This window comes from endosymbiont of Lamellibrachia barhami, from assembly GCF_011947365.2.
In the GTDB taxonomy this organism is placed as follows: domain Bacteria; phylum Pseudomonadota; class Gammaproteobacteria; order Chromatiales; family Chromatiaceae; genus QGON01.
The window spans coordinates 1,726,658-1,744,212 of sequence record NZ_JAAVSH020000001.1; the positions used below are offsets into that span (position 1 = coordinate 1,726,658).

Consider the following 17,555-nt stretch of genomic DNA (forward strand, 5'->3'; position numbering starts at 1 on the left):
CATTATTACGTATTGCTATTTATCAATCAACAGCCTCTCAGCGGATTAGACTGCGCCCCGTCAATGGCTGCCCCTTATCCGACATGTGGGAGAGGTAGAGTGCCAGTCCGAGTAGCGCAAATGCCACCGGCAACCGCAACAGATCCATGGGGTCTTGAATTCCATGCCCAGGGCGAACTCGAAATAAGCGCACCACCAGATCATCAGTCACCACCTTGGCCAGGCGACTCTGAGGTCGTCCAGGCTGCAGATCATCAACACCTTTGAGGTCTCCTTCACTGTTCTCCTTCCGCCTGGTCGATCTTGCTGATGAAGAGTTCGTACAGCCCAAGAGAGAATATCAGCAGCACCGTAGCCAACAGATAGCCATCCACGATCTCCACCACATGGGTCACCGTTTCGGAGCGCAGTACCACGCGGGCCTCGGCTGTCAGATCAGGTGAGGCGTAGTGCATCAGATGCCCGATCATGTAAAACGCGTCCACCGACGTCATGTAGAACATGGCCAAGGCCGCTGCCAGACTTGCCAGCACCGCTGTCACAACCACCAGGCGACTGTTCCAAAGAAAATTCTCGAACATTTTTTCCAAGGTTTTTACTCCAATAAATCAACCCCCCTATTATTCAGGCGCTGAATCTCGGGTCAAGCATGTATGCCTGATCCGCTACGCTTGATCAGGCCTACTTTCGCTCAATTCAGGGAAACCATATTTCGGAACCGTTCCTTTCGCCTGCTTCCCGTTACCTTGCAAGAAAGCCTACCCCCGCCATCCCTGGCGCCACCTCCTAACGCTTTATCACCCCCGGCCCGAACTTCCTGTCCGGTCGTTCGCTACGCTGCGAAGGTCCACTGGACCTTCGATCGTAGCTCACCCTTTCGCCTTTCGCCTTTCGCCTAGTAGAATACCCCGTTCCTTTACTCCCGAGACCCTAGATTCAATGCCAGAATTCATCCCAGGCCAGCGCTGGATCAGTGATACCGAGTCTGAACTCGGCCTTGGCACCGTGCTGAAGTTAGAGGGCCGCACCGTCACGCTGCTCTTCATGGCAGCGGGAGAGATGCGCGTCTACGCGATGCAGAATGCCCCACTGACACGCGTGCAGTTCCATACCGGCGACAGCGTGGAGAGTCATGAGGGTTGGAAACTGCGTATCTCCAGGGTGACTGAATCCAACGGCCTGCTCACCTATCGGGGAGTACGTGAGGATGGCAGCGAAGCAGAACTGACCGAAGGCGAACTGAGCAATTTCACCCGTTTCAACAAACCGCAGGACCGCCTGCTGGCGGGGCAGATCGATCCGATGAACTGGTTCGACCTGCGCTACCATACCCTGAACAAACTCGGACAGCAGGAGAAGTCCCCCACCTACGGCCTGGGCGGTGCGCGCATCGACCTGATCCCCCACCAGATCTACATCGCCCATGAAGTGGCCAAACGACCTGCACCCCGGGTACTGCTTGCCGATGAGGTGGGCCTGGGCAAGACCATCGAGGCCTGCCTGATCCTGCACCATCAACTGCTCACCGGTCGCGCCAGCCGGGCACTGATTCTGGTACCCGACCCTCTGGTCCACCAGTGGCTGGTTGAGTTGATGCGCCGCTTCAATCTGAGATTCAGTATCCTCGATGAGGCGCGTTGCCAGGCTATCAGTGAGTCGGGACAGGGAGACAATCCGTTCCACGCCGAGCAGCTGGTACTTTGCAGTCTCGACCTCTTCAGGCAGAATTCCGACCGACTCTCCCAGGCACTGGAGGGAAGCTGGGATCTGCTGATCGTGGACGAGGCCCACCACCTCGTCTGGTCGGAGGATAACCCCAGTGCCGAATACCTTCTGGTTGAATCCCTCGCCCTCAACACGCCGGGCATACTCCTGCTCACCGCCACCCCTGAACAGCTCGGACGGGAGGGCCATTTTGCCCGTCTGCGCCTGCTCGATCCCGACCGTTACTTTGATCTGGCCGCCTTTCTCGAAGAGGAGCAGAGCTACCAGCCGGTCGCCAACGCGGTTGAAACCCTGCTGACGGATGGGGATCTCTCTGCAGAATCTGGCGACCTGTTGCTCAATGTGCTTGACGATGAGGAGGGAACAGCGCTGTTGCAGCAGCTCCAGGACCCCGCAACCGACAGCGGCCACAAGACGCAGGCGCGAGATGCTCTGGTGGAACTGCTGCTAGACCGCCACGGCACCGGCCGGGTTCTGTTCCGCAACACCCGCACCCGCATCGAAGGTTTTCCCGAGAGGGAGCTGCACGCCTATCCCCTGCCGCTGCCGGAACCCTATGAACTCCCCCTGGCTGAGCCACTGTCTGCGGCCCAGCGACTCACGCCGGAACGCCTCTATCGCGGTACCGGCATCAAAGTCTGGTGGCGAATCGACCCGCGGGTCGACTGGATTCTCCGTTTCCTGCAGGAGAACCCCACAGAGAAGGTGCTGCTCATCTGCGCCCATGCCGATACAACCATTGAACTGCAGGAGGCACTGCGGCAAAAGGCGGGCATCGGGGCAGCGCTTTTCCACGAGGGGATGTCCATTCTGGAGCGCGACCGGGGTGCGGCCTGGTTTGCCGATTCGGAAAACGGCGCCCGCATTCTGCTCTGTTCCGAGATCGGCAGCGAAGGGCGAAACTTCCAGTTTGCCCACCATCTGATCCTGTTCGACCTGCCCCTCGATCCGGATCTGCTGGAGCAACGCATCGGCCGGCTCGACCGAATCGGGCAGACAGAGACAGTCAAGATCCACGTACCCTACCTCGATCCCGGCCCACAAACCGTGCTGCTGCGCTGGTATCACGAAGGTCTCGACGCCTTCCGCCACAATGTGCCGGGTGCCCACGGCATTCTCTCCCAACTGCACCCGGTAGTGACCCAGGCGCTGGAAGAGGATGATGAAACCGAGGCGCAGGAGCTGCTGTTGGAAACAACCCGCAAGCTCAGGGAAGAGACCTTCGAAAGATTGCAGCAGGGACGTGACCATCTACTCGAACTCGGTGGTTGCCGTGAGCCGATGGCAAGTGAGCTGGTGGCAACCCTGCACAGCCAGGATCAGGCGCCAGATCTGCAAAACCATATGAACCGGCTGTTTAACAGTTATGGCCTGGAGAGTGAGGAACTGGGACTCGACAGCATGATCATCCGTCCGGGAGAGCAGGTTCTGGCCGGAGGTTTCCCTGGTCTTCCTGAAGAGGGTTTGACCCTCACCTACAGCCGCGCCACTGCGCTGGCCCACGAAGACCGGCAATTCTTCACTTGGGAACATCCGCTGGTGAACAGCGCCATGGAGATGGTGATCGACCAGGAGACAGGCAACAGCTCAGCGGTGGGTTACAAAGATAGCCGGATCGCTGCCGGTCAGCTGCTGCTCGAAGCCCTCTACGTGGTCGAATGTATCGCCCCCCGCAGCCTGCAATCCGGGCGCTTTTTGCCACCCACCCTGATCCGCGTACTGGTCAATGACAAAGGGGAGAGACTCGACCATCAGATCAGCTGCAATGAACTGACCGACCAGGGCAAACCTTTGGGCGCCCGCACAGCCGCACCGGTAATCCGGCAGTTTCGCAACGCCATCCAAAAGCTGGTGGAACTGTCTGAGCAGAAGGCACAACAGCAGGTGCCCGAACTGATCGAGCGGGCTGCAAGCGAATGATGGAGAGCTATACCAGCGAGATCCAGCGCATGGTGGCGCTAAAACAGTACAACCCCAACGTACACGACGAGGAGATCGAAGCGCTGCAGGCTCAGGGATTGGCGCTGCACCAGCATTTGCAGGACTCTCGACTGAAGCTGGACGCAGTTAGGTTGGTGGTTACATTATAAAAGACAGGAAAAAGGCCAAAGGAGGCTACCCCAATGGAAAGACCGAACTCTGTCGATACCATTGTTGGAGGTATATAGACCGGTTCGAGCGTGGCGGAACCGGCAACCTCAATCGGTCGAATGCCCGATCCGCTACGCTTGATCAGGCCTACAGGAAAACGCGGTTTCAAGTAATAACTGCAATTAAATGCACCAACGGCTCCGTTTATTTCCAGGTCCGCTCTTGTATGGAGGCTGATTTCATTCAGTGACTTTTCCCCAAATCTTTGAGGTCACGCAATCTTTTGTCATGCTGCTGTCCGGCGCTCATAAACACCATATCCCCAATAGTTATTACCCGGATCATGCGGGCCGGTCCAGCCACTTTTCAATAGTGCTTTTGCAATAGAGCGATTTAAAAAACCATGGCCAATCAGAATCACAGAACCCTGCTTTTCTGCAATCGCTTCAAGTCGGCTTGCACCGGACAAAGCCCTCAACCGTGCCTCCCGGTGTGATTCAGTCTTTGATGAGTATCCCAAAAACCATAGTACTCGAAAAAATACAGCCCATATTTCGGGAGGCAACTTTGGGCTTGGCCAATTGGCAGAGGGCAGTTCCATCTCTCTGAAGATCGACGCCTCAAAATCCACCACTTCGACTCCCAGCATTTCTGCTGACTCAATGGAACGCGGCAGGTCGCTGCAGACAACAGCATTGCAGCCAGCGGCTATTTCAACAGCCTTTTCGGATGGTCTTTGTGACCTTTTCAAACCGGCGGAATTGTATGATTTGATCCAGTGACGGAGTTCACTCGCCCTCAAGCGACCCAACTCGGGAACGTCGGGTTTGCCGTGCCTCAACAGAACTATCCGCATGCACTAAAATCCTCAATCAGGCCAACAACTGATCCAATGCGCCGATCACCCGTGCCGCAGGCATCTCTTGAAGGCAGGCGCTAAAACTCGCCTTGTGCCGGTCGCACCCCTCTTCGCGGCAAGGCACGCAATCCTGCTCATAATGCGGCTGCAGCAACAGGACGTTACCCTGCCGCTGATATTCACTTGAGACCATGGAGAAAGGCGGATTCTCCGCATCATAATCCTTGGGCCAGGGCCCCCACTTCACCGGATTGCTTGGACCATAGAGGGCCAGGGTGGGAATACCATTGGCTGCGGCCAGGTGGGTCACAGCGGTATCCGGACCGATAAAGCAACGGGCGCCGGCGAGCAACATGGAGAGTTCACCAAAGCCGAAGCGAGCCGAAACATCCATCACCTCATCGGGAAAGCCTGTAGCCAGCTCCAGGCAGAATGCCCGTTCCTCCGCCTCCGGCCCTCCGGTAATGACGACGCGCAGACCGCGTTGTGTGAGTGCGTCCACCACACTCTCCCAACCTGCCTTTGTCCAACGTTTATAGTGCCACATGGGAAAGGGATGGATAACGGCAAAGGGTTGGAGAGCCGGATCAAATCCCAGGACCTCACCGAACCGGGACTCGCCGGTCACCGTCCTTGGCGGCACCACTCTCCTCAGCGGTTCGATGCCGAGCACCCTCGCCAGCATCAGGTTCTGTTCCACCGTATGCGTGTAGACGTTGTCGAGCAGGACCCAACCCTGATTGGTCCAGCGTTTCCAGAGGTTTTGTGACCGCAGATCCGGTACCAGGCCGACCCGTTTTGGTGCTGCCAACAGTCCGTAGATATTGGGGCGGTCACCGGCCAGGGTGGAGACGGCGAGATCGTAGCGCCGGAAGATACGCCGCAGCAGTTGCCAATACTGCCCCCGATCCGGGTGCTCTTCAATCTCGATCATCTCATCGAGATCCGGGTTACCTTCCAGCATGTTCCCCTTGCGGGCATAGACCAACACATCGATGGTGGCTTCCGGCCAGGCACGACGCAGGCTGTGGAGCAGAGGTGTGGCGAGCAGCACGTCACCGATCTGGCGGGTGGCGATAAGCAGCACCCGGCGGGGTATCCTGCGCTTGGCGGCAGCCAACGGCTGGCAGTGCGGCAGTTCAACCATCTATTTCCACCCCCTCATCCAGGTATTGATTGACGCCGCGTTCCGCCACCGGATCACGCTGCCCGGCCAAGGCGTCTTCAAGCCGTTTTACGTTTTCGGGCTCCAGGTCTCTGGCGTGTTCCCGGTGCCACAGGTGCAATACAGGCACGGCATAGTGACCATCCTTGCGCTGACACCCCCGGGCCATCAGGCGCACTACCAGATCCGCGTCCTCATGCCCCCAACCCTGGTAGCTCTCATCAAATCCGTTGACCCGCAAAAAATCATCCTTCCAGACCCCAAGATTACAGGAGCGGGCTCCCTGCCATCTCGCGGCACGGCGTTTGCGCCAATTCGCATCCCCTACGCGCAGCAGGGGGAGAAGCCGGTTGACCTCGCCCCGGAATCGGGCGCCCAGCCAGCAGGAGAGGTTCCAGCCAGCAGGTTCGTCTCTCCCATCGAGTACGCGGGCGCTCAGTGCCTGATTCATCAACATGCGGTTACCCGCCAGGAACCAGCCCGGTTCCGCCAACGTCCTGTGGCGCACGATGAAGTCGGGAAAGGTCAGACAATCCCCATCCAGGAACAGAAGGTAGTCTCCGCTGGCCCGCGCCGCAGCCCGGTTGCGTGCGCCAGCCGCACGGAAGCCGCCATCGGCCTGCCACACATGGTGTACAGGGAACGGCGCCAGGCTCTGCCCGCTGCGCACGACATCTGCCGTCTCCGGCCCTGAACCGTCGTCGGCGACGATAACCTCCAGGGGCGGGCTCTCCTGTCGCGCCAGGGAGGCCAGCACTCTCTCCAGCGCCTCTGGCCACTGGTAGGTGACGACTATGACACTCACCGCTGGCGTCATGGAGAACTCACTCGCCACCCGGCCTGCCGTGCGACTCATCGGCCCGGCGCTGCTGCAGGTAGTGGAGCTTCACGTATTTATAGTAGACCCCCTCCGCATTGGAGACCGCGAGCAGAAAGCCCTCCCGCCCGTCAAGAAAACCGGCCTTGAAAAGCCAGGTACGGAGGAAGGCCCAACAACCTCGCAACACAGCCCGGCCAACGCCACCCTGCCTGCCTTGCGCCAGCAGTCTCTGTGCCCCCGCGCTGGAGTAGCGGTTGACCTTGTCCAGCACCTGTTCCGGCGAGTCGAAGCTCTGATGTTGCAGGGGAAAACGCAAGCGTCCAGCCGCCCCCCTGAACAGCAGGCGTTCGTGCACCAGATCATCGCTGAACTCCGCACTGCCACGGCGAAACAGTCGCGCCACATGGTCGGGCCACCAGCCACTGTGCCGTATCTCCCGACCACAGTAGGAGGAGAGCCGGGGCATCTCATAGACACGCTCTCCGCCCTCACCAAGGATCACCGTTTCAATCTCGGCACGCAACGATTCGCTGACCCGTTCATCGGCATCCAGAGAGAGCACCCAGTCGCTGGTGGCATAAGCCAGGACGCGATTTTTCTGCACACCGAAACCCTGCCAGTCGCTATCGACGTAAACCCTGTCGGTATACTCTCGGCAGATCTCCGGGGTTCCGTCATCACTGCCGGAGTCGAGCACAACGATCTCATCCGCCCAGCATACCGACTCCAGGCAGGGTCGGATTCGAGCCGCCTCGTCGCGCGTGATGATGACCACACTCAATCTGCTCACATCCATATTCGCTTTTCAGATTGGACGATTCCTGCAAACAGGCGTCCCGTCGACATCCCGAAGAGGAGAAACAGCAGCAGCATCAATTTTGCCGTCATATCGAGGTTTATTTCCTGACCAGGCGGTAGTGTTTCTTACTCAGTTCCATATTGAACCAGCGTTCCAGTTTCATCGCCAGGCGGTGTTTGCGCTCCTTGCGCGTGGGGGGATGGCTGGGGTCGGGGGCAAAATGTTTCTCCGCCTCCGCAGCCAGCCAGGGTTGAACCACCGCAGGATGGCTGCCCTCAAAAGGTCTGACCGCCTGAGGGTCGATGGCATAGGTCTCGAACTTTGGCGGCTCATGTCCCCAATAGCGGCTCACCTGATTGATTTTCTCCCGCATGCGTGCCGCACTGCGTACATGGCCGTAATGATAGATCGGCGCACCGGCCAAGGCCGCCTTTGGATAACGCCCCTGCTTGTTCTTATCCATAACCACGAAGAAGAGACCGTCCGGGGAGTAGTTGCGAATCGTGTTGCGGATGATGCGCGGAGCCCGGCGGTACCAACCGGGACTGATCGCCACCCAGTCGGGACTGCCGTAGAAGTGAAAATAGTCGAAGACCAGGGCCTCCACAGCCGAATCGTCCAAATAGCGCTCCATGGTAGCGCGGATAGTTTCCAGATCCTGCTCATGCAACACCTCGTCACCCTCCAGGTAGAAGGCCCAGTCGCCGCTGCAGTTGAACTGGGCGATCATCTTCTGCTGCGCGTAGACATAACCCCGGTCCTGCATGGCCTCATTCCAACGGGTATCGATAATACGGATTTTGTCGCTGCCGATAGCCTCGATACGCTCTCGGGTACCATCGCTGCTTTCACCCAGGGCGATGACAAACTCATCGCAGATCGGCAATACCGAGCGAATGCTCTCCTCGAACGGATATCCCAAAAGGTTCCCGTTACGCAAAAAGGTAAACCCACTAATCTTCATGATGACTCCTGATCTGAGCATCCTCTGACATCAACTGCGCAAGACGGACAAAGACCGTCTCGGGCGCCAACGAATCAAAACAGACCGGATCTCCCCCAGCCGCCTCAGCATAGACACACGTCCGTTTCAAACAGGGGGCGCAATCGAAATCCACCTCAAGATTTACCTGAGATTCACCAACCACACCCGTGAGTGAAGGTCGGGTAGGGCCATAGAGAATGACAGCGGGTACACCAAGCGCGCCAGTCAGATGCGCCAGACCTGTATCCACTGCGGCCACACCACGCGCACCGGCAATCACACCGGCAAGCCCTGCAAGATCGAGTTTTGGCAGCACTTCGGCATTGCCCATATCTTCAGAGAGCCGCTCTGCCCGTTGCCTTTCCGTATCGCTTCCCCAGGGCAGAAAAACCTTCAACCCGGCGTTACCGGCAAGTCGGATCAGCGCCCGCCAATCCTGCTCCGGATAGTGTTTGCTCTGCCAGGTCGTGCCGTGCAGAAACAGCAGATAGGGTTCATCCGTCAGCTGCTGTTGAAAACCCCCGCCGTCGATACCGTAATCCGGATCTGTTCCCGGCATGGGGTAACCCAGCGCGTGGGCGAACAGTTGGCGCACCCGGGTAATCGCGTGCAACCCCTTGGGTATGTAGAGAGGATGAGTATAGGCCAATGCCGCCAGTGGTTCCCGGGCCGAACTCTGATCCAGACCAAACCTTGGGCCGTGGGTTTTTACCGAAATGAAGGCGCTCTTCAGCAGACCCTGAGCATCGATCACCGCATCGTAACGCCGTGTTCTGACTGCCGACTTGAAGGCTCGCCACTCCCCGTTGCGCCAGGTCTTCACCACCGATCGACGCCAGCGGCGCATGGCCACGGGTATCACTTTGTCCACCGCCGGATGCCATGCAGGAATCTCGGCAAAGGCCTCCTCCACCACCCAATCGAAGCGGATATCCGGCAGTGCTGCCGCCGCATCCGTCAACGCAGGCAGTGTGTGGACCACGTCTCCCAGGGAGGAGGTTTTGATCACCAGCACCCTCATTGGGGCAACCCGTCCAGCGCCTTGGCGATCATCTCCACCGGCATCTTGCGCAGACAATCAAGATGCCCCAGGGGACACTCCCGCTTGAAACAGGGGCTGCAGTCGAGTCCCAGGCGGACGATCTGCGAGCGTCTGTTCAACGGCGGGGTAAAACCAGGATCAGTGGAACCATAGACAGCCACCAGCCGCCGGTTGAGCGCTGCTGCAACATGCATCAGGCCGGAGTCATTACTCACTACCGCATCAGCCAGTGAAAGCAGATCCACCGCCTGTGCAAGACTGGTGCGGCCACTCAGGTCGACACAGCGACCCTCCGCCACCCGGTTGACCGTTTCACACACCGGCTGGTCTTTTTCGGAACCAAACAGCCAGACATCCCAACCCGACTCGATCCGCTGCCTTGCCAGTTCACCATAGTTGCCCTCGGGCCAGCGCTTTGAAGGACCGAACTCTGCCCCTGGACAGAGTGCCAACAGCGGGCGTGACCCCTTCTGCAGACCAAGATCCAACATCGCCTGCTGCACATCCACCACCTGCACCTCCAGTGCCGGCGGATTTATCTCCGGCAGAGCGGATTCATCGGCAGGAGAGGCCAACGCAACAAACCGCTGCACGGTCATGGTCAGATGCTGCTTGTCGAGTTTGCGAAAATCATTCAGCAGACCGTAGCGCATCTCGCCCAGCCAGCCGGTACGCACCGGAATACGGGCAAAAAACGGCACCAGCGCGGATTTCAGTGAGTTGGGCAGGAGGATCGCCTGCCCATAACGCCCACGCAAGAGACGACCCAGACGCCAGCGATCCACCAACCCCAGGCGCCCATGTCCGACGGGCATGTCGATCGCTTCATCGACCTCGGGCATACGCGAAAGCAGCGGGCGGCTCCAGGCGGGCGCAAGCACGTCGATCGCAACAGACGGGGAGCGCTGTTTCAGCGCCTTGAACAGGCTCTGAGCCATCACCATGTCGCCGGCCCAGGATGGGCCGACCACAAGTAAACGGGCAGAGGGGGAGTGGGCAGAACCCAAACGGGGTCAGTCGGTCAACTGATAGTGCGCGCCACAATAGGGACAGACCGCACTACCGGTTTTTTCGATGGGCAGGAATACCTTGGGATGCATGCTTGCTACGGCCTCACGGGTACGGGGGCAGCTCAACGGCAGATCGTTGCGCGACACCTTGACCACTTCCCGTCCGAAGGACTGGGTATTTGCTTGTGACATGGGCTTATCTCCTGCGACTACTTTCGATTGAGCGGAATTATACCAGTGTCAGCCACTCCGGGTTCTGTTCCCGGCGGCCATGTACCTGGTCGAAATACATCGTCTGCAACTTCTCGGTAATCGGGCCGCGACTGCCGCTGCCGATGGCCCGGTTGTCCACCTCCCGAATCGGCGTAACCTCTGCAGCCGTGCCGGTAAAGAAGGCCTCGTCGGCAATATAGACTTCATCGCGGGTAATACGCTTTTCGACCACCGGAATATCCAGCTCCTGCGCCAGACTCATCACGGTGCGGCGGGTGATGCCGTCCAGGGCGGAGGTCAGATCCGGCGTGTAGATCACTCCATCACGAACGATGAAGATGTTCTCACCGCTTCCCTCCATGACAAAACCGCTGGCATCCAACAGCAACGCTTCATCGTAACCGTCATGCAGCGCCTCCTGTAGCGCCATCATGGAGTTCATATAGTTGCCGTTGGCCTTGGCGCGGCACATGGTGGCGTTGACGTGGTGACGGGTGAAGGAGCTGACGCGAATGCGAATGCCCTTGTTGATACCGTCATCCCCCAGGTAGGCGCCCCACTCCCAGGCCGCCGCCATGACGTGAACCTTGAGGTTGTCGGCGCGCAGCCCCATACCCTCGGAACCGTAAAAGCACATGGGCCGGAGGTAGGCGGAATCCAGATTGTTTTCACGCACCACCGCCAGCTGGGCCTCGTTGAGGGTGTCACGATCGAAGGGCATCGGCATACCGAGAATATGGGCGGAGTTGAACAGCCTGTCGGTATGTTCCTGCAAGCGGAATATCGCCGTCCCCTGTTCAGCATGATAGGCGCGCACCCCTTCGAACACCCCCATCCCGTAATGGAGAGTATGGGTGAGCACATGGATCTTCGCTTCGCGCCAGGGCACCATCTCGCCATCCAGCCAGATAACTCCGTCGCGATCGGCCATTGTCGACATCATTGTTCGTCTCTCAATTTAATTTTTATGATCGTAGGGATCGGAGTCAAATTTGATATAAGCAACGAGGCTTTCAGTGCTGTTATGCCCATCAAATCTGACTCCGGCCCCGTCACCACAACCCCTTCACAATTCCCGCTTAGATCTGCATCAGGGAAAACCAGGTCTTTCTCACCTGCGCACGTTCATCCAGCAGCTCCTCATCGGCAATCAGGGCGGGCTGATCCATCAATGCATTGCGGTGGTATCTGGCACGAAACACCCGGTAGGCCTCCGCCAGCTTTTCGGCGGCGCCGCCCTCCAGCAAACCCAGCCGGGAGAGGGTCTCCAGCAGACGGACATTGTCCGTCCAGGCCAGCAGATCCGGGTAGTCGCGCACCCATCGCAGGACCGCGTATTGAACCATAAATTCGATGTCGACGATACCGCCCCCCCCCTGCTTCAGGTCGAAGCGGCCACCGCCGCTTTTATCCAGATTGTCCCGCATCTTCTCGCGCATCTTTACCACTTCGGTGCGCAAAACCTCCGGATCCTGCACCTGGTTGAGGACCTCCCTTCGCGCCGTCTCGAAACGCGCTTCCACCTTAACGTCCCCGGCAACCACCCGCGCCCGGATCAATGCCTGATGCTCCCAGATCCAGGCACTCTCTTGCTGGTAGGTCTCGAAGGTATCCATCGAACTGACCATCATGCCTGAGTTGCCGTTCGGCCGCAGCCGCATATCCACCTCGTAGAGAATACCCAACGGGGTCAGGGTGGTGAAGAGTGAAATGATGCGCTGAGCCAGGCGGGCGAAGAAAAGATCCACCGAGATGGGGCTCTCGCCGTCGGTCATGGCATGCATATCATCGATGCCGTGCAGAAAGACCATATCCAGATCCGAGCCGTAACCCAACTCGATGCCCCCCAGCTTGCCGTAACCCACCACGGCAAAACCTGTCTCACCCGCCTCCAGCCCCGCCGGGCGGCCATAACGCTGCACCGTATAGTGCCAGGCCAGTTCGACCACCTTTGCCACCACGGTCTCTGCGATGGCACTCAGATAGTCGCTGACCACCATCACCGGGATACGGCCGGTGATATCCGCCGCCGCCACCCTCAGCTTGTTACTCTGGGCAAACTGGCGCAGACGATCCATCTGCTGTTCCAAATCATCCTCGTCCACCCCCCCTAGCAGGGTGTTGAGTTCGGTCATCAACTCCTGCTGTTTCAAGGGCGAGTAGAGACGGCGTGGATCGAGCAGTTCATCCAGCAGGATGGGATGGCGGGTCAACAGCCTGGCGATCCAGGGACTGATTCCACTGAGGTGCACCAGTTGGGAGAGCACGATAGGACTCTCCACCAACAGGGCGATGTAGGCGGTGCGCCGCACGATCGATTCCAACAGACCGAGCACAGGCTCCAGCGCCACGTCGGATTGATCGATACTTCCCACCGCTTCGAGCAGCAGCGGCATCAAACGATCGAGGCGTTCCAACCCCTTGGTGCCCATTTTTCTGCAACCATGACAACCGCGAAACAGGGCGATCCTCTCCAGCGCCTTGCTTCCGTCCTCGAAACCGGCCTCCTCCAGCGCAGCAACAGCATCGGTCTCATCCAGCGTATCTTTCCAGACCCCAATCAACAACTGTGCATCTTCGTCGCCATCGGCCTGAGGGGCGGCAAATACCATGTCGAAATGGCCCTGCACCCGTTGACGATGGCTGGATAGTTCTGTCTCAAACGCTGCCCAGTCCGCAAAATTCATCGCCCGGGCCAAACGCAATCTGCCGGCATCATCTGTCGGCAGGAGATGGCTTTGTCGATCAGCCCAGGCCTGGATACGATTCTCCACCAAACGCAGGAACTCATAGGCCTCCGTCAATTCACGCACCACATATTCGGGCAGATGGTTCCGCTCTGCCAGCAGTTGCAGTACCGGCAGGATGGGGCGGATCTGTAGATCCACATCCCGGCCTCCGCGAATCAGCTGGAAGGCCTGGCCGATGAACTCGATCTCCCGGATACCTCCCTGGCCGAGCTTGACATTGGCGTCCATCCCCTTTTTATGCAGCTCCCGGCTGATCAGTATCTTCATCTCACGCAGGGATTCAATGACCCCGAAATCGAGATAGCGCCGGTAGACGAAGGGACGCAACATCGCCATCAACCGCTCACCCGCCGCACGGTCGCCCGCCACCACCCGCGCCTTGATCATGGCGTAGCGCTCCCACTCCCGCGCCTGGGACTCGTAGTAACCCTCCAGGGCATCGAAACTCATGGCAAGGGGACCGGCACTGCCGAAGGGACGCAACCGGGTATCGACCCGAAAGACAAAACCGTCCGCGTTGACGGTATCAAGTGCCTGTACCAGACGCTGACAGAGGCGGATAAAGAACTGCTCGTTGGTCTGGAAGCGGCTGCCGTCGGTCTGTCCCATCTCCGGATAGCAGAAGATCAGGTCGATATCGGAAGAGAGATTGAGTTCCCTCGCCCCCAGTTTGCCCATACCGAGAATCACCAGCGGTTGAGCCTCACCCACTTCGTTGCGTGGCGCCCCCATCTCGGTGCAGGTCCATTCATAGAGCAGCGAGAGGGTAAGCCCGATAGCGGTATCGGCGAGGGCCGACAGGTCTTCCAATGTCTCTGCAAGTGGTGCCCAGCCAGCGATATCGCGCCAGATGATGCGTACCATCTGAGCACGGCGGAACAACCGCAGACACTTGTGCAGGGTGGGCTCATCAGAAACATCCCGCAAGACTTCACTGAGCTTGCCGGCCATTTCGCCATCGGTAAAACTGCGTTTCAGATCACCTTCGGTGTAGAGCGATGGCAGCAGATTCTCATCCCGCAAACAGCTCTGCAAAACATACTGGCTCGCCTCCCAGACCCGCTTCAAAGCGGCGAGAAAGTCGGCATCCGCCGCAATCTCAGCCCCCTTCTCACCAACCTGTTCCAGCCAAGCCTGCCAGTCGGACTCGACCTGCTGCTGTAGTCGTTCGGGGGAAGGTGCATCCATCGTAGGCTCCTGGGCTGGCGATGATAGCTTCGCCATGACGATATTAAAGGCACTTTGATACAGCAACTCGCAGGCCGGTTCAAGCTTGCGGAACCGGCAATCCATGCCTTCATGTCAACCTCAAGTTGCCTGATCCGCAAGCTTGATCGGGCCTACGGCGAAACGATTATGCCACGCCCCGACAGCCAGACACGATCCAACTCCCAATGCACACGTTTGATCTCAGGATCGGCAACTACCAGATCCCGCGCCTTGGTCTGCACCTTGGCCAGGTTTTTCTGAGCCTTCTGAAATCCATCACTGGCGGGGCTTTTGCCCGCTACCTGAGGAAAGAGGATACCCAGCACCCGCGCCACTGGCACCTCCGTGGACCTTGGTGAACTCATTACCGCAATGCCATTGCTGATGCGCAACACACGAAAGGCGTAAGGGAACGCTGCAATCTCCGCATCCGCCTCCAGCAGATCATTCAGGTCGGAAGCCTTGGGATCCTCGTAAAGAAAAAGCACCAGTAATCCCAGCACAAAGATACCAAGACCTATCGCATAGTTTCGGGTTCCGCGATCCATAATCAACGCCCTAATATAAAACAGTGGTAAACAAGACTAGCAATCCGATGAGAACAGCGCCTTGCGAATTTTCAACGGCAATGCCTTACGCTCTATGCAGGATTCAGCCAACCGATGTGCGGAAAGAGATCATTCCAGACCCATGACAAGGTCTATGAAGAGTTGACTTCGCAGAACCCGATCCACCTTGGTTGGGTCGGGATGATAAATACTCCAGCGACACCGTTTCTCCCGGCTTCAGTCCCAGAGCGCAAGAATCGTGGCCATCGCACGGGTGAATTCGTCGAAGGAGTGGGGTTTTACAATGTAGTCGTCGACATCGTATTCGAACGCGGCGGCCCGGTCTTTCGGCTCATTGGACGAGGTCAGAACGATGATATGAAGTTCATTGAGTTCGGGATCGCCACGCAACTCACGCAAAAACTCGATGCCGCTCATCTTCGGAAGATTGAGATCCAGAAGAATGAGCGCCGGCGGTGGCGATATCTTTTCGAACCCGTCCCCTCCTCGTAGCATGCTAAGTGCTTCCAGGCCGGTTCGGGCGATATGCAGAGGGTTGCTGATTTTGTTCTTCTTCAGGGCACGCTGGACAGTCATGATATCGACCCTGTCGTCCTCGATCAGCAATATTGTCTCGTCTCTGTTCAACATAACTCGCTATTCCCGGTCTGATACCTTGTTTTCATTTCCGGCCGCACTACTCAGAAGAACGGTTCTTCGGCCAGGTGAAGTAGAAACACGCGCCCTCTCCGACAGCAGACTCCAATCTTATTGTGCCGCCATGCTCTTCCACAATCTTCTTGACCAGCGCCAAACCGATACCGGTGCTGCTTTCGAAGTCACTCGACTCCAAGATCTGAAACATCATAAAGACTTTGTTGTGATATTCCGGCGCTATTCCCTTGCCGTCGTCGCATACGGAGAATTGATAGACATCTCCATAACTTTCACCCTTTACCCGGATCTTTCCCTTATCTCCACCATGGTGTTTCATACTGTTACTGATCAGGTTGGAGAACACCTGGCCGAGCTGGAGCCGGTCAACGTACAGGGTTGGCATTTCACCCTTGATCTTGATCGTGAACCCTTCGGGAGGGGAGAGTGAATCGATAATCTCGTTGACCAGCTCTTGAGTGTCGACCTGATTCTCTGAATCAGCAGTCTTTCCAACCCGGGAATACTCCAACAGTCCTTCGATCAGATCATGCATCCGCCGTACGCGGTCGCGCAGCAGGGCGAGCTGCTCCCTCGATGCATCATCCAGTTTGTCAGCGAGATCCTCCTGAATCCACTGAGCGAGGTTGCTCACCGCCCGCAAGGGGGCCTTCAGGTCGTGAGACGTCACGTAGGCGAACTGTTCGAGATACTGGGCCCTTCGTTCGGCCTCGGTCGTACGGTAGGCGACACGATGCTCCAGCGTCTCGTTCAGGTTCTGTAGCTCCTGCTCGGCGGATTTACGATCAACCACTTCCCGGTTCAAGGCCTGTACAGCCTCCCACAACTGTGACGTTCTCTCTTCGACCTCCAGTCGCACCTGCCTGGCCCGCCCCACGAGGGTTGCCACGTAGATGATGAGCAGAGCAGTAAAAGCGATGCCTCCAAAGAGGATGATCCAGCTGCTCCAGGTTTCGGCCTGGAATTTTTCGGCGGCAGGATTGCACACCACCTCCCACTGTTGGGTCCCGACCGAGATCCTTTGACTGTAGGTTATCTCCGAGGTTTCGACCTCGGTGCCGGGTGCCCGGCCCCCTCTCATCCGGGAGAGATGGGTATAGATCAGCTGCCCATCCCCTGTCGAGTGTCCCTGGTAGAAGTGAAGATCGACCCCTCCAGAGCGAAGACTCTCCAGAGCCCGCTCGACAATATCGCCGACACTGAAAATGCCGAGCGCAAATCCTCTGATCTCGGGGGATGCCAGAGCCGGATCATCTTCCTGTTTCTCGCTCTTGAAGAAGACAGGAACCGCCACCATGACGCCCGTCTTCTCACCGCCTTCGTCCATTATGGGGACACCGGGAGAGACCTGGAGTGTTCCGGTGAGTTCCGCCTCCCCAAACAGGGTTGAAACGATCGGATTGGCGCCCACGTTGAAGCCCAATGCCATTTTGTTGCTCTGATAGGGCTGGATGTAGAGGATAGGATAGTATACAGGCCGATCGCGGCTCTCGATCAGCTTGCCCGAAAGGTCATCCTCCGTAATCCGGAAGGGAGGAAAACTTTTCTGAGCCTCCTTGATGAAGGCGGACCGGTTCTCAGCGAGCACCACGGGCACCCACTCCAGGGCCTTGATGCCTGCCTGGCGTTTCAGGGCGGACCGACAATTTGCAAGGCTGGCGATT

General features: G+C 58.1%; 14 protein-coding genes and 1 pseudogene. 1 reads left to right on the plus strand and 14 read right to left on the minus strand.

What is annotated here, in order from left to right; all coding sequences use genetic code 11:
• Positions 1-275 precede the first annotated feature (275 nt).
• Entirely contained in the window at positions 276-581 is a 306-nt protein-coding gene (locus G9Q73_RS19550) for a YqhA family protein (RefSeq protein WP_246345570.1), read from the minus strand.
• Positions 582-939: 358 nt separating this feature from the next.
• Between G9Q73_RS19550 and rapA the strand changes: the two are divergent.
• Positions 940-3,815, plus strand: a pseudogene (gene rapA, locus G9Q73_RS07715) (RNA polymerase-associated protein RapA).
• A gap of 287 nt (positions 3,816-4,102) precedes the next feature.
• Here rapA and G9Q73_RS07725 read toward each other — a convergent pair.
• From G9Q73_RS07725 to G9Q73_RS07785, 13 genes are all read right to left on the minus strand, one after another.
• On the minus strand, positions 4,103-4,657 hold the full coding sequence (locus G9Q73_RS07725; RefSeq protein ID WP_177419273.1) for a histidine phosphatase family protein: 555 nt from the start codon (positions 4,655-4,657) through the stop codon (positions 4,103-4,105).
• 31 nt (positions 4,658-4,688) lie between these two features.
• The gene (locus tag G9Q73_RS07730) at positions 4,689-5,822 is read right to left on the minus strand and encodes a glycosyltransferase family 9 protein (protein ID WP_177419274.1); all 1,134 of its coding nucleotides are present in this window, start codon (positions 5,820-5,822) and stop codon (positions 4,689-4,691) included.
• Positions 5,815-6,696 (minus strand): glycosyltransferase family 2 protein, encoded by an 882-nt coding sequence (locus G9Q73_RS07735; protein WP_246345109.1) that lies wholly within the window; start codon positions 6,694-6,696, stop codon positions 5,815-5,817. Before G9Q73_RS07735 ends, G9Q73_RS07730 begins: the two co-directional genes overlap by 8 nt.
• Complete coding sequence (locus tag G9Q73_RS07740) at positions 6,665-7,456, minus strand: glycosyltransferase family 2 protein (protein WP_177419275.1); 792 nt, start codon at positions 7,454-7,456, stop codon at positions 6,665-6,667. Before G9Q73_RS07740 ends, G9Q73_RS07735 begins: the two co-directional genes overlap by 32 nt.
• A gap of 100 nt (positions 7,457-7,556) precedes the next feature.
• Entirely contained in the window at positions 7,557-8,423 is an 867-nt protein-coding gene (locus G9Q73_RS07745) for a glycosyltransferase family protein (protein WP_177419276.1), read from the minus strand.
• Positions 8,413-9,522, minus strand: a complete 1,110-nt coding sequence (waaC, locus tag G9Q73_RS07750) for a lipopolysaccharide heptosyltransferase I (protein WP_304956576.1) — start codon at positions 9,520-9,522, stop codon at positions 8,413-8,415. Before waaC ends, G9Q73_RS07745 begins: the two co-directional genes overlap by 11 nt.
• Complete coding sequence (gene waaF / locus G9Q73_RS07755) at positions 9,462-10,430, minus strand: lipopolysaccharide heptosyltransferase II (protein ID WP_304956647.1); 969 nt, start codon at positions 10,428-10,430, stop codon at positions 9,462-9,464. The genes waaC and waaF overlap by 61 nt, the downstream gene beginning before the upstream one ends.
• Before the next feature lie 69 nt (positions 10,431-10,499).
• Complete coding sequence (locus tag G9Q73_RS07760; RefSeq protein WP_177419278.1) at positions 10,500-10,688, minus strand: zinc-finger domain-containing protein; 189 nt, start codon at positions 10,686-10,688, stop codon at positions 10,500-10,502.
• Between the two features lie 37 nt (positions 10,689-10,725).
• Positions 10,726-11,649 carry a branched-chain amino acid transaminase gene (locus G9Q73_RS07765; protein WP_177421333.1) on the minus strand — a complete coding sequence of 308 codons (924 nt, stop codon included), beginning with the start codon at positions 11,647-11,649 and terminating at the stop codon, positions 10,726-10,728.
• A gap of 139 nt (positions 11,650-11,788) precedes the next feature.
• Positions 11,789-14,647 carry a bifunctional [glutamate--ammonia ligase]-adenylyl-L-tyrosine phosphorylase/[glutamate--ammonia-ligase] adenylyltransferase gene (gene glnE / locus G9Q73_RS07770; protein WP_177419279.1) on the minus strand — a complete coding sequence of 953 codons (2,859 nt, stop codon included), beginning with the start codon at positions 14,645-14,647 and terminating at the stop codon, positions 11,789-11,791.
• A 152-nt stretch (positions 14,648-14,799) separates the two neighbouring features.
• Complete coding sequence (locus G9Q73_RS07775) at positions 14,800-15,216, minus strand: glutamate-ammonia-ligase adenylyltransferase (protein WP_177419280.1); 417 nt, start codon at positions 15,214-15,216, stop codon at positions 14,800-14,802.
• Positions 15,217-15,453: 237 nt separating this feature from the next.
• Positions 15,454-15,867 (minus strand): response regulator, encoded by a 414-nt coding sequence (locus G9Q73_RS07780; RefSeq protein ID WP_177419281.1) that lies wholly within the window; start codon positions 15,865-15,867, stop codon positions 15,454-15,456.
• 46 nt (positions 15,868-15,913) lie between these two features.
• Positions 15,914-17,555 (minus strand): CHASE domain-containing protein (locus G9Q73_RS07785; protein WP_177419282.1); only part of this gene is annotated, 1,642 nt, incomplete at its 5' end.

Excerpts from the sequence above, each read along its gene's own strand:
- G9Q73_RS19550 (WP_246345570.1), bottom strand. The coding sequence starts at position 581 with ATGTTCGAGAATTTTCTTTGGAACAGTCGCCTGGTGGTTGTGACAGCG.
- G9Q73_RS07730 (WP_177419274.1), bottom strand. The coding sequence starts at position 5,822 with ATGGTTGAACTGCCGCACTGCCAGCCGTTGGCTGCCGCCAAGCGCAGG.
- G9Q73_RS07735 (WP_246345109.1), bottom strand. The coding sequence starts at position 6,696 with ATGAGTCGCACGGCAGGCCGGGTGGCGAGTGAGTTCTCCATGACGCCA.
- G9Q73_RS07740 (WP_177419275.1), bottom strand. The coding sequence starts at position 7,456 with ATGGATGTGAGCAGATTGAGTGTGGTCATCATCACGCGCGACGAGGCG.
- G9Q73_RS07745 (WP_177419276.1), bottom strand. The coding sequence starts at position 8,423 with ATGAAGATTAGTGGGTTTACCTTTTTGCGTAACGGGAACCTTTTGGGA.
- waaF (WP_304956647.1), bottom strand. The coding sequence starts at position 10,430 with ATGGTGATGGCTCAGAGCCTGTTCAAGGCGCTGAAACAGCGCTCCCCG.
- G9Q73_RS07760 (WP_177419278.1), bottom strand. The coding sequence starts at position 10,688 with ATGTCACAAGCAAATACCCAGTCCTTCGGACGGGAAGTGGTCAAGGTG.
- G9Q73_RS07765 (WP_177421333.1), bottom strand. The coding sequence starts at position 11,649 with ATGTCGACAATGGCCGATCGCGACGGAGTTATCTGGCTGGATGGCGAG.
- glnE (WP_177419279.1), bottom strand. The coding sequence starts at position 14,647 with ATGGATGCACCTTCCCCCGAACGACTACAGCAGCAGGTCGAGTCCGAC.
- G9Q73_RS07775 (WP_177419280.1), bottom strand. The coding sequence starts at position 15,216 with ATGGATCGCGGAACCCGAAACTATGCGATAGGTCTTGGTATCTTTGTG.
- G9Q73_RS07780 (WP_177419281.1), bottom strand. The coding sequence starts at position 15,867 with ATGTTGAACAGAGACGAGACAATATTGCTGATCGAGGACGACAGGGTC.